This is a genomic window from Saccharothrix sabaoui, from assembly GCF_051756985.1.
Classification (GTDB): Bacteria; Actinomycetota; Actinomycetes; order Mycobacteriales; family Pseudonocardiaceae; genus Actinosynnema.
Map to the genome: position 1 here is coordinate 16,281 of NZ_JBPKJK010000047.1, position 22,628 is coordinate 38,908.

Annotated in this window: 22 protein-coding genes; 5 read left to right on the top strand and 17 right to left on the bottom strand. The window is 73.9% G+C overall.

Features of this window, described 5'->3' with window-relative positions; genetic code table 11:
• Window positions 1-21 precede the first annotated feature (21 nt).
• From ACR807_RS16875 to lysS, 5 genes are all read right to left on the bottom strand, one after another.
• Window positions 22-816 carry an ABC transporter ATP-binding protein gene (locus ACR807_RS16875; protein ID WP_438922275.1) on the bottom strand — a complete coding sequence of 265 codons (795 nt, stop codon included), beginning with the start codon at window positions 814-816 and terminating at the stop codon, window positions 22-24.
• Window positions 813-1,859, bottom strand: coding sequence for a FecCD family ABC transporter permease (locus ACR807_RS16880; RefSeq protein WP_438922307.1), 1,047 nt, complete (start codon window positions 1,857-1,859; stop codon window positions 813-815). Before ACR807_RS16880 ends, ACR807_RS16875 begins: the two co-directional genes overlap by 4 nt.
• Window positions 1,860-1,891: 32 nt before the next feature.
• Window positions 1,892-2,881 (bottom strand): FecCD family ABC transporter permease, encoded by a 990-nt coding sequence (locus tag ACR807_RS16885; protein WP_438922276.1) that lies wholly within the window; start codon window positions 2,879-2,881, stop codon window positions 1,892-1,894.
• 364 nt (window positions 2,882-3,245) lie between these two features.
• On the bottom strand, window positions 3,246-3,593 hold the full coding sequence (locus tag ACR807_RS16890) for a histone-like nucleoid-structuring protein Lsr2 (protein WP_310311346.1): 348 nt from the start codon (window positions 3,591-3,593) through the stop codon (window positions 3,246-3,248).
• Window positions 3,594-3,707: 114 nt separating this feature from the next.
• A complete protein-coding gene (gene lysS / locus ACR807_RS16895) occupies window positions 3,708-5,219 on the bottom strand; it encodes a lysine--tRNA ligase (protein WP_438922277.1) in 1,512 nt (503 codons plus the stop codon).
• A 62-nt stretch (window positions 5,220-5,281) separates the two neighbouring features.
• Between lysS and ACR807_RS16900 the strand changes: the two genes are divergently transcribed.
• Entirely contained in the window at window positions 5,282-6,037 is a 756-nt protein-coding gene (locus tag ACR807_RS16900) for a class I SAM-dependent methyltransferase (RefSeq protein WP_438922278.1), read from the top strand.
• 54 nt (window positions 6,038-6,091) lie between these two features.
• Here ACR807_RS16900 and ACR807_RS16905 read toward each other — a convergent pair whose 3' ends face one another.
• The 5 genes from ACR807_RS16905 to ACR807_RS16925 form a co-directional block, all read right to left on the bottom strand.
• The gene (locus ACR807_RS16905; RefSeq protein ID WP_438922279.1) at window positions 6,092-6,877 is read right to left on the bottom strand and encodes a type III pantothenate kinase; all 786 of its coding nucleotides are present in this window, start codon (window positions 6,875-6,877) and stop codon (window positions 6,092-6,094) included.
• 20 nt (window positions 6,878-6,897) lie between these two features.
• A complete protein-coding gene (gene panD / locus ACR807_RS16910; RefSeq protein ID WP_438922280.1) occupies window positions 6,898-7,389 on the bottom strand; it encodes an aspartate 1-decarboxylase in 492 nt (163 codons plus the stop codon).
• 10 nt (window positions 7,390-7,399) lie between these two features.
• On the bottom strand, window positions 7,400-8,290 hold the full coding sequence (gene panC / locus ACR807_RS16915; RefSeq protein WP_438922281.1) for a pantoate--beta-alanine ligase: 891 nt from the start codon (window positions 8,288-8,290) through the stop codon (window positions 7,400-7,402).
• A 7-nt stretch (window positions 8,291-8,297) separates the two neighbouring features.
• On the bottom strand, window positions 8,298-9,185 hold the full coding sequence (locus ACR807_RS16920) for a Rossmann-like and DUF2520 domain-containing protein (RefSeq protein WP_438922282.1): 888 nt from the start codon (window positions 9,183-9,185) through the stop codon (window positions 8,298-8,300).
• Between the two features lie 90 nt (window positions 9,186-9,275).
• Window positions 9,276-10,400: a PrsW family intramembrane metalloprotease gene (locus tag ACR807_RS16925; protein WP_438922308.1), complete on the bottom strand. Its 1,125-nt coding sequence runs from the start codon at window positions 10,398-10,400 to the stop codon at window positions 9,276-9,278.
• Window positions 10,401-10,475: 75 nt separating this feature from the next.
• On the opposite strand from ACR807_RS16925, the gene ACR807_RS16930 reads away from it, so the two are divergent.
• From ACR807_RS16930 to ACR807_RS16940, 3 genes are all read left to right on the top strand, one after another.
• Window positions 10,476-11,486: an SAM-dependent methyltransferase gene (locus ACR807_RS16930; RefSeq protein ID WP_438922283.1), complete on the top strand. Its 1,011-nt coding sequence runs from the start codon at window positions 10,476-10,478 to the stop codon at window positions 11,484-11,486.
• A 61-nt stretch (window positions 11,487-11,547) separates the two neighbouring features.
• On the top strand, window positions 11,548-11,994 hold the full coding sequence (locus ACR807_RS16935; protein WP_438922284.1) for a DUF1203 domain-containing protein: 447 nt from the start codon (window positions 11,548-11,550) through the stop codon (window positions 11,992-11,994).
• A 21-nt stretch (window positions 11,995-12,015) separates the two neighbouring features.
• Window positions 12,016-13,080 (top strand): NADH-quinone oxidoreductase subunit D, encoded by a 1,065-nt coding sequence (locus tag ACR807_RS16940; RefSeq protein WP_438922285.1) that lies wholly within the window; start codon window positions 12,016-12,018, stop codon window positions 13,078-13,080.
• A gap of 106 nt (window positions 13,081-13,186) precedes the next feature.
• On the opposite strand, the gene ACR807_RS16945 is transcribed toward ACR807_RS16940, so the two are convergent.
• From ACR807_RS16945 to ftsH, 7 genes are all read right to left on the bottom strand, one after another.
• Complete coding sequence (locus ACR807_RS16945) at window positions 13,187-15,238, bottom strand: DUF6779 domain-containing protein (protein WP_438922286.1); 2,052 nt, start codon at window positions 15,236-15,238, stop codon at window positions 13,187-13,189.
• 50 nt (window positions 15,239-15,288) lie between these two features.
• Window positions 15,289-15,741, bottom strand: coding sequence for a DUF3180 domain-containing protein (locus ACR807_RS16950; RefSeq protein ID WP_438922287.1), 453 nt, complete (start codon window positions 15,739-15,741; stop codon window positions 15,289-15,291).
• Window positions 15,742-15,806: 65 nt separating this feature from the next.
• The gene (gene folK / locus ACR807_RS16955) at window positions 15,807-16,289 is read right to left on the bottom strand and encodes a 2-amino-4-hydroxy-6-hydroxymethyldihydropteridine diphosphokinase (protein WP_438922288.1); all 483 of its coding nucleotides are present in this window, start codon (window positions 16,287-16,289) and stop codon (window positions 15,807-15,809) included.
• Complete coding sequence (folB, locus tag ACR807_RS16960) at window positions 16,286-16,645, bottom strand: dihydroneopterin aldolase (RefSeq protein WP_438922289.1); 360 nt, start codon at window positions 16,643-16,645, stop codon at window positions 16,286-16,288. Before folB ends, folK begins: the two co-directional genes overlap by 4 nt.
• On the bottom strand, window positions 16,638-17,423 hold the full coding sequence (folP, locus tag ACR807_RS16965) for a dihydropteroate synthase (protein WP_438922309.1): 786 nt from the start codon (window positions 17,421-17,423) through the stop codon (window positions 16,638-16,640). The genes folB and folP overlap by 8 nt, the downstream gene beginning before the upstream one ends.
• A 29-nt stretch (window positions 17,424-17,452) precedes the next feature.
• Window positions 17,453-18,076 carry a GTP cyclohydrolase I FolE gene (folE, locus tag ACR807_RS16970; protein ID WP_438922310.1) on the bottom strand — a complete coding sequence of 208 codons (624 nt, stop codon included), beginning with the start codon at window positions 18,074-18,076 and terminating at the stop codon, window positions 17,453-17,455.
• A gap of 5 nt (window positions 18,077-18,081) precedes the next feature.
• A complete protein-coding gene (ftsH, locus tag ACR807_RS16975; RefSeq protein WP_438922290.1) occupies window positions 18,082-20,430 on the bottom strand; it encodes an ATP-dependent zinc metalloprotease FtsH in 2,349 nt (782 codons plus the stop codon).
• 431 nt (window positions 20,431-20,861) lie between these two features.
• Here ftsH and ACR807_RS16980 point away from each other — a divergent pair, with 431 nt between their 5' ends.
• Window positions 20,862-22,565, top strand: a complete 1,704-nt coding sequence (locus ACR807_RS16980; protein ID WP_438922291.1) for a substrate-binding and VWA domain-containing protein — start codon at window positions 20,862-20,864, stop codon at window positions 22,563-22,565.
• Window positions 22,566-22,628: the final 63 nt, after the last annotated feature.

Sequence of the window (22,628 nt, forward strand, 5' to 3'; positions counted from 1 at the left end):
CCCGGGGCCGGGTCGCCCGCCTCACCGGTGCCGGTGCCCGATGGGCACCACCAGCGGCGTCCCCGCCACCGGGTCGACCACCACCCGGGCCTCCAGCCCGAACACCTCCAGCAGGGTGGCCTCGGTCAGCACCTCGTCCGGCGTCCCGGCGACCACGATCCGGCCGTCCTTCATCGCGACCAGCCGCTCCGCGTACCGCGCGGCCAGGTTGAGGTCGTGCAGCACCATCACCACCGTCCGGCCGAACTCGACGTGCAGCCGCTGCACGAGGTCGAGCACGTCGATCTGGTGGGCCAGGTCCAGGTAGGTCGTCGGCTCGTCGAGCAGCAGCAGCTCGGTCCCCTGCGCCAGCGCCATCGAGATCCACGCCCGCTGCCGCTGCCCGCCGGACAGCTCGTCGACGGTCCGGGTCGCCAGGTCGGCCATCCCGGTCATCCGCAGCGCCTCCCCCACGGCCTCCTCGTCGGCGGCCGACCACTGCCGGTACCACGACTGGTGCGGGTGGCGGCCCCGCGCCACCAGGTCCGCGACCGTCAGCCCCTCGGGCGCCTGCGGCGACTGCGGCAGCACGGCCAGCGCCTTGGCGACCTCGCGCGTGGGCGTGCGGTCGATGCGCTCGCCGTCGAGCAGCACCGCCCCGCCCCGCGCCGGGAGCAACCGCCCCAGCGCCCGCAGCAGCGTGGACTTCCCGCACCCGTTCGGCCCGATGACGGCCGTCACCGACCCGGCCACGACGTCCAGGTCCAGCCCGGACACGACCGACCGCTCCCCGTAGCCGACCGACAGGTCCCGCGCTTGGAGTCGAACCGCAGTCATACCCGAGCCTCCCGACGGCTCCGAACCAGCAGGTACATGAGGTAGGGGGCGCCCAGCACGGCCGTCACGACGCCCACCGGCAGCTCCAGCCCGCCGAACGCGAGCCGCGACACGAGGTCCGACCCCACCACCAGCAGCGCGCCGACCACCGCCGACCCGAGCGGCGGGGGCGTCGCCGTGCCCGCCAGCCGCAGCGCGACCTGCGGCGAGGCCAGCGCCACGAAGGCCACCGGCCCGGCCGCCGCCGTCGCCACCGCCGCCAGCACCACGGCGAGCAGCAGCATCGCGCTGCGCGCGCCGTTGAGCCGCACGCCCAGCCCGCGCACCGTGTCGTCGTCGAACTGGAGCGCGCCGAGCAGGCGGTTGCCCACCAGCGCCGCCGGGGCGAGCACCGCCAGCGCCAGCCCGACCGGCACGACGTGCTCCCAGCCGCGCCCGTTGAGGCTGCCGGTGATCCACACCATCGCCCGCGCCGCGTCGGTGACGTCCCCGACCGTCAGCAGGTAGTGGGTGAGGTTGCCGGTGACCGCCGAGACGCCGATGCCGACGAGCACCAGCCGGAAGCCCTCGATGCCCCGCCGCCACGCCAGCCCGTACACGAGCAGCCCGGCCAGCAGCCCGCCCGCCAGGGCCGCCAGCGGGACGCCCACCGCGGACAGCGACCCGCCCACCGCGCCCAGCGAGCCGGCGAACGTGATGACCGACACCGCGCCGACGCCTGCGCCCCAGGTCACCCCGAGGATGTCGGGGCTGGCCAGCGGGTTGCGCGCGATGGCCTGGAAGATCGCCCCCGACAGGCCCAGCGCCGCGCCCACGAGCACCGCCGTCGACGCCCGGGGCAGCCGCAGGTCGACCACGACGAACCGATGGCTCCGCGCCCCGCCGCCGAGCAGCACGTCGAACACCTGGCCGAGCCCGAGGGGGAAGTCGCCGAAGGCGATGCTCAGGGCGCCGGCGAACAGCACCGCCACCAGCCCCACCAGCACCAGCGCGGCCGGCCGCCACCGCAGCCGCCACGAGACGGCCCCGACCCGCACGGGCACACCCGCCGACCCGGCGGTCCCACCCGCCGGCTTCACAGCCGGACCAACTTCCGCCGCCGCACCAGCGCGACGAAGAACGGCGCGCCGAGCAGGGCCATCACGATGCCGACCTCCAGTTCCCCGGGCCGCGCCACGACCCGCCCCACGACGTCGGCGGCGAGCAGCACCACCGCGCCGAGCACGGCCGAGAAGGGCAGCAGCCACCGGTGGTCCGGCCCGGTCATCGCCCGCGCCACGTGCGGCACGACCAGCCCGACGAACCCGATCGGCCCGCACGCCGCCACCGCGCCGCCCACCAGCAGGGTGATGGCCACCACGCCCAGCACGCGGGTCAGCACCACCCGCTGCCCGAGCGACCGGGCGACCTCGTCCCCGAGGGCCAGCGCGTTCAGCCCGCCCGCGTTGAACGCCGCCAGCACCAGCCCGACCAGCACGAACGGCAGCACCTGCCACAGCACCGCCAGGTCGCGCCCGGCGAGGCCGCCGACCTGCCAGAACCGGAACGCGTCGAGGCTCTGCTTGTCCAGCAGGACCAGCGCCGACACCAGGCCGTGCATCAGGGCGGACACCGCCGCGCCGGCCAGCGCCAGGGTGACCGGTGTGGGTCCGGACCGGCCCGAGCCGAGGAGGAACACCACGACGCTCGCCACCAGCGCGCCCGCGAACGCGAACCACACGTACCCGTAGAGGCTGGTCACACCCAGCGTGAAGATCGACAGCACGACCGCGAACGCCGCGCCCTGGGTGACGCCGAGGACGCCGGGGTCGGCGAGCGGGTTGCGGGTGTGCCCCTGCATGAGCGCCCCGCCGACGCCGAGGGCCACCCCGGCGAGGACGCCGAGCGCCGTCCGGGGCACCCGCAGCTCGCGCACGACCAGGTCGTTCTCGGTCCCGGTCGGCGAGACGAGGGCGTGCCACACGTCGGCGAGGGGGATGTCCTTCGCGCCCAGGGCGATGCCGGCGAGCACGACCACGACCAGCAGGCCGAGCAACAAGAGCAGGCGACTGCTGCGGAGGGCCACGTCCCGCTCCTCCTGTGCGACGACCGTAGTGAGGTAAGCCTAACCGAACGCGTTCGGTCGATCGTTCCCCACGCACCGCGACGACAACGGCCCGGCCGCCACCAATCGAGACGGAAGCCGCCCGAACAGAAGATCACCGCACGGCGAACGGCCCGCATGAAGGCCCGCGCGAAGGACCCGCGGCGAACGGCGAACGGTCCGGGAAATGGATCTTCCGCACCACCACCCGCACCACCCGCCACCGGTGACCCGAAACGCGTGAAGGGGCACCGGAAACCGGCACCCCTTCACAGAACAACGTTTTCATTGCCCCGGACACGAGCCGACCGCCGGCGGAGTGACGGTCACCACGGCAATGCGGGCCTCAGCCCTGCTGGTGGTAAGCCTCCAGCACCTCGGCCGGGATGCGCCCGCGGTCGGAGACCTTCATCCCCTGCTTGCGCGCCCACTCCCGAATGGCCTGGTTCTGCTCCCTGTCGGCCGAAGCCGGACGTGCGGCCTTCACACCGGCCGGTCGACCCGGGCCGCGCTTGCGACCCCCCGCCTTGCGGGCACTGGCGACGAAGTCGGCGAGGGCATCGCGGAGCTTGCCCGCATTGGCACCGGAAAGGTCGATCTCGTAGGACACACCGTCCAAGCCGAAACCGACCGTCTCCTCGGCCTGCCCGCCGTCCAGGTCGTCGACCAGGGTCACGGTGACCTTCTGCGCCATGCGTATCCTCCTGGACTCGAATGCGCGGCGTTCCCCGACCGCGACCTAAAGCATTGGCGAGTGCAGGTTAGCGCACAACTACCGGAATGCGCCGCCCGGAGTCCGAGAAGTTACTCATTCCGGGCGCACGAGGGGGAACAGGATCGTCTCCCGGATACCGAGGCCGGTGAGCGCCATCAGCAGCCGGTCGATGCCCATTCCCACACCACCGCTCGGTGGCATTCCGTACTCCAGCGATCGCAGAAAGTCCTCGTCCACCGGCATCGCCTCGACGTCGCCGCCGGCGGCGAGGCGGGCCTGGGCTTCCAACCGCTCTCGTTCCACCACCGGATCGACCAGTTCCGAGTAACCCGTGGCCAACTCGAAACCGCGCACGTACAGGTCCCACTTTTCGGCCACCCCCGGACGGGTGCGGTGCTGCCGGGTGAGGGGCGAGGTCTCGACCGGGAAATCGCGCACAAACGTGGGCGCGTGCAGGGTGTCGCCGACCAGGTGCTCCCACAGCTCCTCGACGAGCTTGCCGTGGCCGATCTTGGGATCGGTCTCCAGGCCGTGCTTCTCGGCCAACTTCCTCAGGTGCTCGGAAGAGGTTTCGGGCGTGATGTCTTCCCCCACCGCGCCGGACAACGACTCGTACATGCCCAACGTCGTCCACTCGCCGCCGAGGTCGTACTCGGAACCGTCGGCCAGCGTCACCACGTGCGAACCGGCGACCGCCAGCGCGGCTTCCTGGATCAGCTCGCGGGTCATCACCGCGTTGGAGTCGTAGGTGGCGTACGCCTCGTAGTACTCCAACATGGAGAACTCGGGCGAATGGGACGAGTCCATGCCCTCGTTGCGGAAGTTGCGGTTGATCTCGAAGACCTTCTCGATACCACCGACCACGCACCGCTTGAGGTACAGCTCCGGCGCGATGCGCAGGAACAGGTCGATGTCGAGCGCGTTGGACCGCGTCACGAACGGCCGCGCGGTGGCGCCCCCCTGCAACGTCTGCAACATCGGCGTCTCGACTTCGACGAAACCGCGGCGGTGGAACGACTCCCGCAACGACCGCACCACGGCGGCCCGGCTGCGGACCGTGTTCCTGGCCTGCTCGCGCAGGATGAGGTCGACGTACCGCTGCCGAATGCGGGTTTCCTCGGCGAGTTCCTTGTGCGCGACGGGCAGCGGGCGCAGCGCCTTCGCGGTCAGCGCCCAGGCGTCGGCCATGACGGACAGCTCGCCGCGGCGCGACGTGATGACCTCGCCGTGGACGAATACGTGATCGCCCAGGTCGACGTCGGACTTCCATTCGGCCAGCCGCTCCTCGCCGACCGCGTTCAGGCTCAGCATGGCCTGGAGTTCGGTGCCGTCGCCTTCGCGCAGCGTCGCGAAGCACAACTTCCCGGTGTTGCGGATGAACATCACGCGCCCGGTGACGCCGACGAGTTCACCGGTCGCGGTGTCGGGCTCCAGGCCCTGGTGCGCTTCCCGGACCTCGCGCAACGAGTGCGTGCGGGGCACTTCGACGGGATAGGGATCGACACCGCGCTCCAGCAGTCGCGCCCGCTTCTCCCGGCGCACCCGGAGCTGCTCGGGGAGATCGTCGTCGCTGGTCGGGGAACCGGTCGCAGGCTGCTCGCTCACGACGCGCAGCGTACGGAAAGACCCGACGGGAAATCGAACCGGATCTCACTACGCTGTGGGTGGTGACCGGAGAAGACTTGCGGACGAGGCGGGCCAACTCCTTCGGGACGGCGGCCTCGGCGTACGCGGAACACCGACCGGACTACCCCGTCGCCGCCGTGCGGTGGGCGCTGGAACCCCTGGGCGCGGGGCCGCACCGGGTCCTGGACCTCGCCGCCGGCACCGGCAAGCTCACCGGTGTCCTGCTCGCCGAGGGCCACCAGGTGACGGCCGTCGAGCCGGACGAGGACATGCTGTCGGAACTGGTGCGCCGGCACCGCAACGTGCGCGCGCTGCCGGGCACCGCCGAGCGGGTCCCGCTGCCGGACGACGACGTGGACGCGGTGCTCGTCGGCCAGGCGTTCCACTGGTTCGACCCGGCGCGGGCGATGCCGGAGATCGCCCGCGTGCTGCGGCCCGGCGGCGTGCTCGCGGGGCTGTGGAACGACGACGACCCCTCGGTCCCGTGGATGGCGGAGTTCAAGCGGCTCGGCACGTCCACGGTCAGCGCGGAGGACGCCCGCGCCGACTGGATGCCCGGGCACGGGCTGTTCACCGGCGCCGCCGAGCAGCTGTTCCCGCACGCGCAGCGGCGCACCGCCGAGTCGCTGGTGGCGACGATCAACACGCACTCGCACCTGCTGGTGATCCCGGAGGAGGAGCGCGCCGCGCTGAACGCCCGGATGCTCGCGTTCCTCAGGTCCACCCCGGAGACGGCGGAGGGGGAGTTCGACCTCCCCCTCCGGACCTACGTGAAACGGCTGCGCGCCCTCGCCTGAGGCGGTGCCCGTCGATCGTTCGCCCGGGGCCCGCTCGCCGGGGGAGGGCTCGGCTCACTTCATGTTGCGCTCGAACACCAGCCGCAGCCCGAGCAGCGTCAGGTCGGGCACGTGCGCCTGGATGGTGGCCGACTCGGCCACCACCAGGGGCGCGAGCCCGCCCGTCGCGAGCACCGTCACCGGGCCGGGGTCGACGGTCTGGAGCTCGTCCACGATCCGCCGCACGAGCCCGTCGACCTGGCCGACGAACCCGTAGACGATGCCCGACTGGAGGCACTCGACGGTGTTCTTGCCGATCACCGACCGGGGCCGCACCAGCTCGACCTTGCGCAGCTGGGCCGCGCGCGCCGCCAGCGCGTCCACCGAGATCTCGATGCCCGGCGCGAGCGCGCCGCCGAGGAACTCGCCCTTGGCCGAGATGACGTCGAGGTTCGTCGACGTGCCGAAGTCCACGACCACGCACGCCGTGCTGTGCAGGTGGTGCGCCGCCAGGGTGTTGATGACCCGGTCGGAGCCCACCTCCTTGGGGTTGTCCACCAGCAGCGGCACGCCGGTCCGCACGCCCGGCTCGACCAGCACCTTCGGCACCGCCGAGTAGTACCGGCCGAGCATCACGCGCAGCTCCCGCAGCACCGCCGGGACGGTGGACAGCGCCGAGATGCCGGTGATCTTGTCGGCGTACTCGCCGAGCAGGCCGCGCATGGTCAGCGCGAGCTCGTCGGCCGTCATCCGCGCGTCGGTGCGCATCCGCCAGTCGCGGATGAGCGCGGCGGAGTCCCCGGTGCCGTCGTAGAGGCCCAGGACGATGTTGGTGTTGCCGACGTCGATGGCGAGCAGCACGTGCGTTTCCCCAGTTCTCGCTAGTTCTCGGCCTGGATCAGCGCGTCCAGCGCCGCCGCGTCCTCGGTCTCCGCCTGGGGGACCGTCTCGACCACCACGACCCCCGACGCGGAGCCGTTGACGAGGCCCGACCCCTCGGGCGCGTGCGCCGGGTCGGCGCCCAGCTCGACGACCTTGTTGTCCGCGTCGACGAACACGACCCGCGGCTCGTACGCGCGCGCCTCGGCGTCGTCCATCTGCCCGTAGGCGATGAGGATCACCAGGTCGCCCGGCTTCACCAGGTGCGCCGCCGCGCCGTTGATGCCGATGACGCCGGTGCCGCGCTCGCCGGGGATGACGTAGGTCTCCAGGCGCGCGCCGTTGGTGACGTCCACGATGGCGACCTGTTCGCCCGCGAGCAGGTCCGCGGCCTCCATCAGGTCCTCGTCGACCGTGACCGAGCCGACGTAGTGCAGGTCGGCCTGGGTGACGGTGGCGCGGTGGATCTTCGACTTGAGCATGGTGCGGAACATCGTTGCCCCCTTACTCGTCACCGGTGCCGAGCAGCACGGCGATGTTGTCGATCAGTCGGGTGGAGCCGACGCGGGCGGCGACGAGCAGCCGGGCGTCGCCGTTCTCGGGCGCCGGACCGAGGTCGGGCGCCCGCAGCTCCAGGTAGTCGAGGTCGACGCCGGGCACCGCGTCCAGGGTGGCGCGGGCGGCGGCCAGCACGGCGTCCGCGCCCTGGCCGCTGACGTGCGCGCCCGCCACCAGCGCGGCGGACAGCGCGGTCGCGGAGTGCCGCTCCTCCTCGGACAGGTAGCGGTTGCGCGAGGACAGCGCCAGGCCGTCGGCCTCCCGCACGGTGGGCACGCCCACCACGTGCGTCGGGAGGTTCAGGTCGCGCGCCATCCGGTGGACCAGCGTCAGCTGCTGGTAGTCCTTCTCGCCGAACACCGCGTAGGTGGGCTGCACGATGTTGAACAGCTTGGCCACCACGGTGAGCACGCCCGCGAAGTGGCCGGGCCGGCTGGCGCCCTCCAGCTCGTCGCCGAGCGGGCCGGGGTGCACGGTCACCGACGCCCCCGGCAGGTACACGTCGTCGGCGGAGGGCGCGAACACCAGCCCGACCCGCTCGTCGCGGCAGATGTCCACATCGGACTCCAGGGTCCGCGGGTAGCGCTCGTAGTCCTCGCCCGGCCCGAACTGGGCCGGGTTCACGAAGATCGAGACCACGACCACGGTGTTCTGCATGACGTGGGCCTCGCGGATGAGCTTGCGGTGCCCCTCGTGCAGCGCGCCCATGGTCGGCACCAGCGCGACGTTGCGGCCTGCGGCCCGCAGCGCCTTCACCACCCGGTGCAGGCGCTCCGGGTCGTGGTGCACGGTCACGTCGCCGGGCTTGTAGTCGTCCTTGGTGAGCGGCTTGGTCATGCCTGTGTCAGTCCTCGTGAAGGGTGGAGCGGACGTCGGACGCCGCCTCGGGCCTGAGCAGCCCGGCGGCCTGGGCGCGGGCCGCGGTGCGGAGCGCCAGGACCCGGTAGGCGGGGAGGGTGTCGTGCCCGTCGAGCACGGCGAGGTGCTTGGCCACGGTGCCCGCGTCACCGCGCGCGACGGGGCCGGTGAGGGCGCGGTCGCCGTGCCGCAGGGCGTTGTCCAGGGCGGCGGACAGCAGCGGCCCGAGCACGCGCTCGGCGTTGGCGACGCCCGCCTCCCGCAGCAGGTCCGCGCAGTCGGCGACCAGCGTGACCAGGTGGTTCGCGCCGTGCGCGAGGGCGGCGTGGTAGAGCGGGCGGGCGGCCTCGGGCAGCCGCACGGGTTCGGCGGACATCTCGACCACCAGCGCCTCGCCGACGCTCCAGGCGATCTCGTCGCCGTCGGCCGCGGTGACGCCGATCGAGCAGGCCGTGACCCGCTCCACGTCCTCGGGCCGGCCGGTGAACGTCATGACCGGGTGCAGCGCCACGCACAGCGCGCCCGCGTCGGCGGCCGGGGCCAGCACTCCGACGCCCAGCGCGCCGCTGGTGTGCACCACGATCTGCCCGGCGCGCAGCGAACCGGTGGCCACCAGCCCGCGCACCAGGCCCGGCAGCGCGTCGTCCGGGACGGCGAGCAGCACCAGGTCGGCGGAGGCCGCGACCTCGGGCGGCGGCAGCACGGGGACGTCGGGCAGCAGGTCCTCGGCGCGGCGCAGCGAGTCGCGGGACACCGCGGACACGGCGCTCACGACGTGCCCGGCCCGGGACAGCGCGGCGCCCAGCACCGAGCCCACCCGGCCGGCGGAGATCACTCCCACGGCCAGCCGCGCGGGGCGGGGGGTCGCGTCCATGCGACGTACTCCTTATGCGGCGTTCCAGTCCCTGTTGGGCGGGTACCGGACGACGGCCGCGAGCGTAATCCGGTGCGGGGCGAGGGGCCCTCAACTGCGACGAACGCCACCTGCGGCCTTCATCGCCCCCGGTGCGTCGATCGCGGCCTGACGTGCGGCGACGAGGGCCTCCAGCATCGTCGAGTGACGTTCCTCGGCGTTCGCGCCGGCCGTGCCGAGCGCCATCCGGTGCCGCAGGAACGCCAGTTCGGTCGCCGCCACCTGGTAGCCGGCGACGGCCTTGGCCGCCGCGTCGCCCGCCTTGCGCCGCACGGCCCGCCGCCAGCGGCTGCGGCCCTGGAGGCTCGCGAGCAGCGTGACCTCGCTGGAGGCGATCCAGCGCCGCTCGGCCATCGCGGGCAGCTGCGCGGCGACGATCCGCTGCTCCCGGCGGCGCTGCCAGACCACCAGGAACACCATGCCGGCGAAGATCGGCACCATGATCAGGAAGTACAGGTTGATGAACGTCGAGCCGGTGCCGACGGTCGTGGAGAAGTTCCACAGCGAGTGCAGCCCGGCCGCGCCCAGGTAGCCCAGGACGGGCGCGACCACCTTGAGCGTGCGGTTGCCGGTCAGCGCCGCGAGGCCGACGCCGATGCCGGTCATCGCCGTGAACAGCGGGTGCGCGAACGGCGAGAGGACGCCGCGCAGCATGAACAGCGCGATCACGCCGCTGCCCAGGTCGCCGAACCCGCTGTCGGAGAAGACCCGGCCGAAGTACCAGATGTTCTCGGTGAACGCGAAGCCCGCGGCGACCACGCCCGCGTAGACGATGCCGTCGACCACGCCGTCGAACTCCTGGCGGCGGCGCAGGAACAGCACGACGATGAACGCCGCCTTCGCCGCCTCCTCGGTGATGGGCGCGCCGACCACCGCCGCGAACGTCGCCCCGTCACCGTTGAGCAGCTCCCCCAGCACGTGCGCGGTCTGGTTGAACACCAGCGACGTGATGGTCGCGCCGCACGCGCCCCACAGGAACGCCAGCAGCAGGATGCGCGCCGGTTCCGGCTCCCACCGGTCCACCCACAGGCAGGCGCCGATCACCGCGGCGACGGGCACCAGGGCGGCGACCGCGCCGACCAGGATGGGCAGCAGCCCGATGGCGCTCGTGCCCAGGCCGAGCAGCACCAGGCCGCACACGCCCAGCGCGATCAGGCCGATCACCGGGAGCAGCACGGTCCACCGGCGCTGGTCGACGCGCTTGCGGGCGGGAGTGGTCACGGTGTGGAACTTTAAAGGGACACTTGACCCGTGGTTGACCCGGAAGCCCTGTGGCGGGGGGCGCTGTACGGACCGGCTGGTTTCTTCACCCGCGGCGCGGTGCCCGCCGACCACTTCCGCACCTCGCCCCTCGTGGGCCCTGAGCTGGCCGAAGCACTCCTCGTGCTGCTCGACCGGGTGGACTCCGCCCTCGACCGGCCCGCCCGGCTCGACTTCGTGGACGTCGGCGCGGGCGGCGGCGAGCTGTCCGCGTCGGTGCGCTCCCTCGCGCCCCCGTCCCTGGCCCGGCGGCTGGTGGTGACGGCGGTGGACGTCGGTCCGGCGCGGTCGCTGCACGGGGTGGTGTGGACGTCGGCCCTGCCGTCGTCGGTGCGCGGCCTGCTGGTCGGGCACGAGTGGCTGGACGCGATCCCGTGCCCGCTGGTGGAGGGCCCGTCGGACGACCCGTGGCTGGCCCGGTGGTGGCCCGTGCGGCCCGGTGAGCGGGCCGAGGTGGGCGAGCCGCGCGACCGGGCGTGGGCGGACGCGGTATCGCGGGTGGCGGCGGGCGCGGCGCTGGCGGTCGACTACGGGCACGTGCTGGCCGACCGGGTGGCGGGCCGGTACGCGGCGGGCACGTTCGCGGCCTACCGGGGCGGGCGGCGGGTCGAGCCGGTGTTCGACGGCAGCTGCGACCTGACCGCGCACGTGGCGCTGGACGCGTGCGGCGCGGCGGCGGGCGGTGACCGCGTGCTGGTCTCGCAACGGGACGCGCTGGCCGCCCTGGGGCTCACCGGCCGGGTGGACCCGGGGTTCACCGGCCAGGTCGATCCGGGGCCCACCGGTCGGGTGGAGCCGGGGCCCACCGGTCGGGTGGAGCCGGGGCCCAGCGGTCGGATGGAGCCGGTGGACCCGATGGCCTGGCTGGCCTCGGCCGAACGGGCGTCCCGCGTGGCCGAGCTGCGCGCGGAGGGCGGCCTGGGCTCGTTCGGCTGGCTCCTGCACGGCGTGGGCGTACCGGTGTCGGCCCTGCTCCCACCCCTGCCGCCCTGGCGGCCCTAGAACGACCCTCACGGCCGAAGACCGCCGGCCCCCGCCACCGCCGCGGACGACGCCGGCGACCATGCGCGTCCACCCGCTTCCCCCCGACGTCCTGACCCGCGCCCGAGCCCTGGCCGGCACCGACGAGCACCACGAGCTGCACCCCGACGCCCCCGGCAGTCCCCTGCGCTGCTGCCTGCGCAAGGCCGCCCCCGGCGAACCGCTGGTCCTGTTCCGCTACTCCCCACCCTCCGGCCGCGGCCCGTACGAGGAGGTCGGCCCCGTCTTCGCCCACGCCGAACCGTGCGGCGGCCCGGCCGGCACCACCGACCTCCCCGCCGAGCTGGTCCGCGCCCCGCGCACCCTGCGCGCCTACACCGCCGACGGCCGCATCCACGACGGCGAGACCGCCCAGGTCCACGAGGTGAACGAGAGGATCGCCGGATTGTTGAACGATCCGGCGATCCACACGGTCCAGGTGCGCAGTGCTTCGCACGGGTGCTACCTGTTCGCCGTCACCCGCGACTGAGGCCCGTGCGAGCATGACCGGGTGGAGATCACCGTTGGCGTGGGCGCGGGCGCGCGGCACCTCGGGGTGGACCGCGTGGTCGACCTCGGGCCGCTGCACCCGTCGGCGCACGGCGCGTACCGGCTGCGCCTGACCGTCCGCGACGACGAGGTCATCACCGCCGCCGAACCGCTGGTCGGGCACCTCCACCGGGGTGCGGAGAAGCTGTTCGAGGTCCGCGACTACCGGCAGGTGCTGACCCTCGCGAACCGGCACGACTGGCTCGCCGCGTTCTGCAACGAACTCGCCGTCGCGCTCGCCGTCGAGCGGATGACCGGCATGGACGTCCCGCCCCGCGCCCAGGTGCTGCGCGCGCTGCTGTGCGAGCTGAACCGGGTCATGGCGCACCTGGTGTTCCTCGCCCCGCTCACCGGCACCCGCGACCGCGACGCCGTGCAGGCCGTGCTGGAGGAGGCGTCCGGCGGGCGCGTGCACTTCATGTTCAACCGGATCGGCGGGCTGCGCGAGGACGTCCCGGCGGGCTGGACCGACCGGGTGCGCGAGGTGCTGGCCGCGGTGGACCCCGGCGAGGCGCCCGAGGGCCTGGCGGGGCTCGGCGTGCTCGACCGGGACGCGGCGCTCGCGCACGGCGTGACCGGTCCGATCGGGCGGGCGTCCGGGGTGGACTTCGACCTGCGCCGCGACGACCCGCTGCCCGGCTACCGGAACCTGGACGTGCGGCCCGTGGTGCGCACCGAGGGCGACGCGCTGGCCCGGGTCAGGTGCCTGGTGGACGAGGTGCGGCTGTCCGTCGGCCTCGCCGGGGAGCTGCTGGACGCGCTGCCGGCCGGACCGGTGAACCTGCGGCTGCCCAAGGCCGTCAAGGCGCCCGAGGGGTCGGTCTACACGTGGGTCGAGGCGCCGCTGGGCACGTCCGGCGTGCACCTCGCGTCGCGCGGCGAGAAGACCCCGTGGCGGCTCAAGCTGCGCACGCCGTCGTTCAACAACGTGCAGGCGCTGTCCGCCCTGCTGCCCGGCACGCGGGTGGCGGACCTGCCCGCCGTGCTCGGGTCGTTCGCCGTCGTCGTGGGCGACATCGACAAGTAGGCCGGTCCTCGCCGGGCCGGTCCTCGCCGGGTCGGTCCTCGCCGGGTCGGTCCTCGCCGGGTCAGTCCTCGCCGGGTCAGTCCTCGCCGGGTCAGTCCTCGCCGGGTCAGTCCTCGCGGCGCCGCCGGCGGCGCGGCGAGTCGCCCCCGCCGAACGCGGCGAGCAGCTCGCTGACCGACTTGCCGTCCGCGTGGGCCCCGGCGGGCTCGACCGGCGCGGGGGGCGGCGGCGGGGTCGGCGCGGTGCGCCGGACGGGCTTGGAGATCTCCTCCCACGTGTCACCGCGCTCGTCGGCGCGGCGACGGCCACCGGTCTCCGGCTCCGGCGCGCGGCGGCGACCGGCCACCGAGGCCGACGCCGAGTCCGCCGACCGACCAACCGCGGCGTCCGGCTCGCGGCGCTCCGCCGACCGGCGACCGGGCTTGGCCTCGGGTTCCGGCCGCCGCTCGGCCGACCGGCGCCCGCCCTCGGCGGCCACGGGCCGCTGGACGCCGCTCTGCTCCGACCGCGTGCCCGACACGGGCCGGTGCTCGCCGGTCAGCTCGGCCCGGCGCGCCTGCACCGGCCGGTGCTCGTCGGCCGCCTCCGCCCGACGCGCCTGCACGGGCCGGTGCTCGCCGGTGAACTCGGACGCCGTGCGCCGATCGCCGGACACCGGACGGTGCTCACCCGTGAACTCGGACGCCGTGCGCCGGTCACCCGACACGGGGCGGTGCTCGCCGGTCAGCTCGGCGCGGCGGGCTTCGAGCCCCGGGCGACGCCCGGTGGTCGACGTGACCGGTCGGTGCTCGCCGGCCAGGTCCACCCGGCGCGGCTCGGCGGGACCCGCCACCGGCCGGTGCTCACCGGTCGCCTCGGCCCGGCGCGCCTGCACCGGCCGGTGCTCACCCGTCAGCTCGGCGCGGCGGGGCTGGACGGGCCGGTGCTCGCCCGTCGACTCCGCGGGGGGACGCCCGGCCGCGCGCTCGGCGGGCGACCGGCGCACCGGCGCGGCCCCGCCCCGCGGCGGCTCGGGTCGGCGCGCGGGCGGCGCGGCGGCCTCGGCCTGCTGCGCCACCGCCTGCTGCGCCACCGCTTCGCGGCTGATCATCTCGGTGCGCTCGGCGACCCGGCTGCGCCGCTGCGCGGTGTGCTCGGCCTTCGCCGGTTCCGCCGGGGCGGGCGCCTGCCTGGCCGCCGCGTCACCCCGGTTCACCCGCTCGGTCGGGTTGGGCCGGGACGCGCCGGGCTTCGGCGCGGCGGGCTGGTTGCCGGCCGGGTGACCCGCTCCCTGCGGGGCGGGTTCGCGGCGCACGACCGCGGTCCGCTGCTGCGCGACACCGCCACCCGCACCGCCACCCGCACCGCCACCGCCGGCACCGTTGGACGCCGCACGGGCGGGTTCCCGCACGGCTTCCCTGGCGGGCTCGCGGTTCGGCTCGCGGCGCGCCTGCTGCCCCTGCTCGCGCCGCACGGGCTGCTCCGGCCGCGCCGGTTCCGGACGCCGCACCGCGTCCTTGCGCCCGCCGTCGTGGGCGATCCGCTCGACCCGCTCGACCCGCTCGATCAGCTCGGTGCGGTCCGGGCGGTCCGGCGCGGGCTTGTCGGCGGCCGGCGCGGCGGCCTTCTGCGCCACCGGCAGGGCGGTCCCCGCCGTGATGATCCGCTTGTCCCCCACGGCCATCAGCCGCGACTGCTCACCCAGCGCGCGCATCCGGGTCGACTCGGCGCGCAGCGCCACGCGCTCCACGAGGACCTCGCCGCCGAGCAGCGCCTCCAGGTTCTCCCGCAGGGCGCGCAGCTCGTTGCGCAGCGCCTCCAGGTCGTCCCGGGAGTCCTCCTCGACCCGCTTGCGGGTCTCGGTCTCCAGCTCCAGCTCGAACTCGCGGCGCGCGGCGACCTCCCGCTCCAGCTCCAGCTCGTACACCGACTGGAGGTCGGCCACCTCGTCCTCGCGGTCCGCGATCTGCCTGCGGTAGCGGGCGGCGAGGAACGCGCCGACCAGCGCGGCCCACAGCGCCGCGATGACGGCCAGCCGCAGCCAGCGGGCGTTGTCGCTGAGCACGAGGACAGCCGCGGCGCCCAGGGCGAGTGTCAGTGCCGCTACCAGCAGTAGTCGCCCGGAACCACGACCGTGATCTTGCTGCTCGTCATCGTCCGACGCGCCTCGCCCGGTCATGGCGTCTACCGTACCGGTCAGTTACCCGATTGAGACCTCGGCGTCCGCATTCACTCGTCCCGGTGGGGATCGGTGGGCGTCCGGCAGCAGTGCTCCAGCCACAGGGCGGCCCCGACGAGCAGCGCGGAGCACACCACGCCGACGGTCCCGCTGACCGTGTCGTGCTCGGCCGCCGCGAACTCGTCGCGCGCCGGCAGCACGTGCACCAGCAGCCCGGCCCACGCGCCCAGCATGATCGCGCCCAGCAGCGACGACGCCTTGGCCAGCGCCACCGCCCGCGCGGCCGTCAGCGGCTCCACGGGCCGCGCGCCGGGCTTGCGCAGGATGCGCGCGCGCAGCGAGAAGGCCAGCCACCCGTTCACCGCCGCGATCACCAGCAGGGTGAACCCGGCGAACGTCGGCAGCGGCGGCAGGGTCGAGTAGGAGAGCCGGACCAGCAGGTGCACGACCAGTCCCGCGACGAGCGCGGCGACGGCCAGATCACGGGGCTTGGTGAACCTCACCCCACCATCGTCCCCGAACCACCCGTCCGGTGTGGACGCGCCGCCCACCCCGACCCCGGCCGGCCTCACCCCAGCGTCAGGTCGTCCCGCCGCGCCACGCCCGACAGGTCCAGCCCCGCCACCAGGTCCGCCACCGGGCCGTGGCCGGGCAGCACGGCGTCCGGCTCCACGTCCAGCCACGGCACCAGCACGGTGGCGCGCTCGTGCGCCCCGGGGTGCGGCAGCAGCAGCGACGGGTCGTCCGACCGCACGCCGTCCACGGTCACCACGTCCACGTCGAGCGTGCGCGGCCCCCAGCGCTGCCGCCGCACGCGGCCCGAGGCGTCCTCCAGCGACTGCCCGCGCCGCAGCCACCCCCACTCGTCGCACGGGCCGGAGACGACGAGGACGGCGTTGAGGAAGTCGTCCTGGTCGGTCACGCCCCACGGCGCGGTCTCGTACACCGGGGACACCGCCACCAGGAACCCGGCGAAGCCGTCGACCGCCTGCCGCAGGAACCCGAGCCGGTCGCCCAGGTTCGAGCCGATCGACAGCACGGCCCTCGTCACCGGGTCCGCCGCACGGTCACCGACACGTCCGCGAACGTCAGCGGGATCGGGGCGGACGGCTTGTGCACGGTCACCTCCACCGCCTCCACGCGCAGGTCGGTGAGCACCTCGTCGGCGACCTTGCCCGCCACCGTCTCGATCAGGTCGTACGGGCCGCCGGCCACGATCGCGGCCGTGCGCTCGGCCAGCTCGCCGTAGTGCACCGTCTCCCGCAGGTCGTCGGTCGCCGCCGCCCGCGACAGGTCCAGCCACACCGTGACGTCGACCAGGAAGTCCTGGCCGTCGCGCTTCTCGTGCTCGAACACGCCGTGGAAGCCGCGCACCCGCAGGCCGCGCAGCGAGATCCGGTCAGGCACCGCCCGCCCTCCACGCCCCGGCCACGGCCACCGCGTCCAGCGTCCGGCCGACGTCGTGCACCCGCACGCCCCACGCCCCGTTGAACGCCGCCAGCGCCGACACGGCCGCCGTCGCGTCCTCGCGCCCGTCGGGGTTCCGGCCGCCCAGCAGCGCGCCCAGGAACCGCTTGCGCGACGCGCCGACCAGCACCGGGAACCCGAGCGAGAGCAGCGCGTCCAGGCGGTGCAGCAGCTGCCAGTTGTGGCCCGCGTCCTTCGCGAACCCCAGTCCGGGGTCGAGGACCACGTCGTCCGCCGACACGCCCGCGGCGAGCGCCACGTCGACCTGCCGGGACAGCTCGTCCCGCACGTCCTTCACCACGTCGTCGTACACGGCCAGCTCGTTCATGGTCCGGCTGTGCCCGCGCCAGTGCATCAGCACGTACGGCACGCGCGCCTCGGCGACCACGGACACCATGCCCGGGTCGGCGAGCCCGCCGGACACGTCGTTCACGATCGACGCGCCCGCCTCCAGCGCCGCCGCCGCCACCCCGGCCCGCGTGGTGTCCACGCTGACCGGCACGCCCTCCGCGACCAGTGCCGCGACCACCGGGGCGACCCGCGCCGCCTCGACGTCCGCGGGCACCCGCTCCGCTCCGGGGCGGGTCGACTCGCCGCCCACGTCCACCAGGTCCGCGCCCCGCCGGTGCAGGGCCACGCCGTGCGCCACCGCGTCGTCGAACCCGAGGTAGCGGCCACCGTCCGAGAAGGAGTCGGGGGTGACGTTCAGGACGCCCATCACCACGCAGCGACCCGGTCTGGGCAGGCTCACCGCAACCGTCCCCGGATCAGCTCCAGCGCCTCCGCCCGGGAGGTGGACGAGCTGCGGAAGATGCCCCGCACGGCGGACGTCGTGGTCCGCGACCCGGCCTTGCGCACGCCGCGCATCCCCATGCACAGGTGCTCGGCCTCGATCACCACGATCACGCCGCGCGGCTCCAGCCGCCGCACCAGGGCGTCGGCGACCTGCGACGTCAGCCGCTCCTGCACCTGCGGTCGCTTGGCGTACAGGTCGACGAGCCGCGCGAGCTTCGACAGGCCGGTCACCCGGCCGTGCTCGTTCGGGATGTAGCCGACGTGCGCGACGCCGTGGAACGGCAGCAGGTGGTGCTCGCAGAACGAGTACATGGGGATGTCGGTGACCAGCACCAGCTCCTCGTGCGACTCGTCGAACGTCTTCGCCAGCACGCTGTCCGGGTCCGTGTAGAGGCCCGCGAACAGCTCGCGGTACGCCCGCGCCACCCGGGCCGGGGTGTCGCGCAGGCCCTCGCGCTCGGGGTCCTCGCCGCACGCGAGCAGCAGCTCGCGCACGGCGGCCTCGGCGCGCTTCTGGTCGAAGGGGCGGCGCGCGAGACCGGCCCCCCCGTTTCCGGAGAGGCCGGTCTGGTCGATCTCGGTCACGTGCGGTTGTCCGGGTCCGACTCGAAGTTGCGCTTGCCCGCCTCGGCGTCCGTCGGTTCCGGCTGCCAGGGCGGCTGGGTGACGTTCCCGCCCGGCGCGGTGGCCGGGGTCCAGCCGGGGGGCGCGCCGTAGTTCGGCGGGCCCGACGACGGGTGCTGCGGGGGCTGGTACGGCTGACCCGGCGCGGCCGGCGTCGCCGGGTACGGCGACCCGTTGCTGCCGTTCGCGGTCGGGATCGGCGCGGTCTGACCGGCCTGGTAGCCGGGCGCGGCCTGGCCGGGCTGGTAACCGGGCGCGGCCTGGCCGGGCTGGTAACCGGGCGCGTTCGGCCCGTTCGGGCTGACCGGCGGCGCGGGCGCCGGGTCCGGCACCGAGGGCTCCGCGTCGCGGACGTCCTCGATGGCGGGCGGCCACGGCTCGCCGCGCTCCTTGGCCAGCTCGGCGGGGGTCTTGACCGGCGGCTTGTCCGACGGTGTGCGGGTGCCGAACTCGTTGAACTTGGTGATCCGCGGCCGCTTCTCGACCGAGGCGAAGACCCGCTCCAGGTCCTTCTGGTGCAGGGTCTCCTTCTCGATCAGTTCGAGGGTGAGCGCGTCGAGCACGTCGCGGTAGGTGTTGAGCACCTCGTACGCCTCGGTGTGCGCGGCCTCGATCAGCTCGCGGACCTCCTCGTCGATCTCGTGCGCGACCTCCAGCGAGTAGTCGGCCTGCCGGCCCGCCGTGCGGCCCAGGAACGGTTCACCCTGCTCCTGGCCGTACTTGACGGCGCCCAGCCGGGCGGACATGCCGTACTCGGTGACCATCGCGCGGGCGATCTTGGTGGCCTGCTCGATGTCGTTGGACGCGCCCGTGGTCGGCTCGTGGAACACCAGCTCCTCGGCGGAGCGGCCGCCCAGCGCGAACACCAGCCGGGCGATCATCTCCGACCGGGTCATCAGGTCCTTGTCCTCCTCGGGCACGGACAGGGTGTGACCACCCGTCCGGCCGCGGGCCAGGATCGTGACCTTGTAGACCGGGTCGATGTCCGGCATGGCCCACGCGGCCAGGGCGTGCCCGGCCTCGTGGTACGCGGTGATCTTCTTCTCCTTCTCGGAGATGATCCGGCTCTTGCGGGCCGGACCGCCGATCACGCGGTCGACGGACTCCTCCAGCGCGGCGCCGTTGATCACCGTGCCGTTGTGGCGGGCGGTGAGCAGGGCGGCCTCGTTGATGACGTTCGCGAGGTCCGCGCCGGAGAACCCGACGGTGCGCTTGGCCAGGCCGTCGAGGTCCGTGTCGGGGGCCAACGGCTTGCCCTTGGCGTGCACGCGCAGGATCTGCTTCCGGCCCTTGAGGTCGGGCGCGGACACCGGGATCTGCCGGTCGAAGCGACCGGGGCGCAGCAGCGCGGGGTCCAGGATGTCGGGCCGGTTGGTGGCCGCGATCAGGATGATGCCGCCGCGCGAGTCGAAGCCGTCCATCTCGACCAGCAGCTGGTTGAGGGTCTGCTCGCGCTCGTCGTGGCCGCCGCCCATGCCGGCGCCGCGGTGGCGGCCGACCGCGTCGATCTCGTCGACGAAGATGATGCAGGGCGCGTTCTGCTTGGCCTGCTCGAACAGGTCGCGGACGCGCGAGGCGCCGACACCCACGAACATCTCGACGAAGTCGGAGCCCGAGATCGAGTAGAACGGCACCCCGGCCTCGCCGGCCACGGCGCGCGCGAGCAGCGTCTTGCCGGTGCCGGGCGGGCCGTAGAGCAGCACGCCCTTGGGGATCTTCGCGCCCAGCGCCTGGTAGCGGCCGGGGTTCTGGAGGAAGTCCTTGATCTCGTAGAGCTCCTCGACCGCCTCCTCGGCGCCCGCCACGTCGGCGAACGTCGTCTTGGGCATGTCCTTGGAGAGCTGCTTGGCCTTGGACTTGCCGAAGTTGAGGACGCGGTTCCCGCCACCCTGGGCGTTGTTCATCATCCACATCAGCAGGAGCAGCAGCAGGCCCAGCGGGACCAGGTACAGCAGGATCTGCGTCAGGAACGAGTCCTGGGTGACCTTGGTCTCGACGACCGGCTCGTTGCGCGCCTCGTCGAGGATGGTGAAGATCTCGTCGGTGGAGCTGGCCGGGAACTGGGCCCGCACGCGGTTGCTGCCCTCGACGGTCACCCCATCGTTCAAGGTCAGCTTGAGCTGTTGCTCCTTGTCCTCGATCGTGGCTTCCTTGACCTGACCGTCCCGGATCTGTTGCAGTGCCTGGGACGTCTTGATCTGGGTGTAGCCCCGATCGGTGTCGAAGAGCACGCTGAAGGCGTAGAAGAGCAACAACCCCGCCACGATCCACAGCAGCGGGTTGCGAAGCAGGCGCTTGCGGTCCATGCACTTACGGCCGGCGGGCGGCCTCGACCCTCCCTGACTTGACGACGGGCGCAGACGGGCTCACCCGTCCGACCAGCCTACCGCCCGGGAGCCGGGCGAAGCGCTCCGCGTGCGGGCCCATCGCGTCTTGCCGGACCAACGGGCGAACCCCCTCCGGTGTTCCCGCGGGACCGCCGGCCGTAACCGGGAACACGGAACGCAGGTCAGCGCGGTCCGGTGGGGAGCGGGCGGGACGGTGAACCGAGGGCCCCTCATCCCCGTAACACTTACTGGGGGTGACGCGTTACTAGCAGGTAGGGACCATGTGAGGACCACTCGGGTGACGTGAGACACGAGAGTTTGTCATGTGAGTGGCACATGTCATCCTCGGAAGTCACGGAGTGTTCCTCGCACACCCGAAAGGGTGAACACCAACCGAAGGTACCGAGAGTATGTCAGCTCGCACCCGGCACAGCCGACCCGGACGCCTGCGCCGCGTCCTCATGCCCCTCGGGGCGCTCCTCGGCGTGGTGGCCGCCGCCGGCGTCACCGTCGTGGCGCTGCGGGCGACCAGCGGACCCGAGTGCGACGGCACCCTGCCGCTGAAGATCGCCGTCACGCCGGCGATCGAGGAGGTCGTGCGGGGTGCGGCCGACGACTACCAGACCGGTCAGCCCGTGGTGGACGGCAAGTGCGTGCAGGTCCAGGTCGAGGCGCGCGGCGCCGCCGACGTGTCCAAGGAGCTGCCCACCGCCCAGATCAACCCGCCCGCGCTGTGGGTGCCGGACTCGTCCATGTGGGCGGCCGAGACCCAGCGCCAGGCCGGTGACCAGGGCGCGGACGCGCCGCGGCTGGACATCTCCGACTCGCTGGCCTCCTCGCCCCTGCTCATCGCGGGCTCCGAGACGGCCATGACCGACCTGGGCTGGCCCCTCTCGCCGGTGAGCTGGTCGAGGGTCGTGGACCCCCGGGTCACCGTGGCGCTGAGCGACCCGACCACGTCCACCGAGGGCCTGGCCACGCTCGCGGTCATCCGCGCGCAGCTCGGCAACCCCGACGGCACGCCGAAGCCCGAGCTGATCGGCGCGCTGCTGCGGGTCGGCCGTGACGCGCTGCCGTCCGTGCGCGACGCGTTCGGCAAGGTCGCGCAGGGCGCCGACGACGCGCCGGTGTTCACCGCCTCCGAGCAGTCGGTGCTGTCCGCGAACCGGAACGCCGGGTCGCGCCGGGTCGTCGCCTCCTACCCGGCGGAGGGCACGATCTCGTTCGACTACCCCGTGGTGCGGGTGAGCAGGCCGGGCGAGCAGGCGGGCACGGCGAAGGCCGCCGAGGACTTCGAGCGGGCCCTGCGCGCCGGCCGCACCGCACAGCGGTTGGCCGAAGCGGGCTTCCGCACGACCGACGGCAAGGCCCCGCAGGGGTGGACCAACGAGGAGGACGGCGTGCGCGGCGACGACGTCGCCCTGCTCAGGACGCCCACCCCGGAGCAGGTCTCCGAGCTGCTGGGCACGTGGGGCGCGGTCAGCCTGGACACCCGGCTGCTGGCCGTGCTGGACGTGTCCGGCTCGATGGCCGAGAAGACGAGCGACGGCTCCACCCGCATCGAGGCGGCCCGCGAGGCCGCGCTCACCGCCCTGGGGATGCTGCCGGACACCTCGGAGATCGGCCTGTGGGCGTTCTCCACGGACAAGAAGCCGCCGAACGACTGGATCGAGCTGGTCCCGATCGGCCCGCTCGGCGAGCCGATCGGCGGCGCGCCGCGGCGCGTGCAGCTCCAGAAGGGCGCGGGCACCCTGCCGCAGCTGGTCGGCGGCGGCACGTCGCTGAACGAGACGGCGCTGGCCGCGTTCCGGCACGTGCAGCAGGGCTACGACCCGGGGAAGATCAACTCGGTCACGCTGATCACCGACGGCAGCAACGACGACATCTCCAGCATCGACCTGCCCGCCCTGCTCGCGACGCTGAAGGCCGAGGTCGACCCGGCCCGCCCGGTACCGATGATCATGGTGGGGCTGGGCGCGGACGCCGACATGGACGCGTTGCGGCGGATCGCCGACGCGACCGGCGGCAAGGCGTACCAGGCCATGGAGCCCGGCGACATCCGCGGCGTGCTGCTGGACGGCATCTCGCAGCGCAGGTGCCGCCCGAACTGCTGACGTGACCGGGGAGGGGCGTTCCCACCTGCGCGAACAGGTGCGGACGCCCCTCCCCCGCACGGG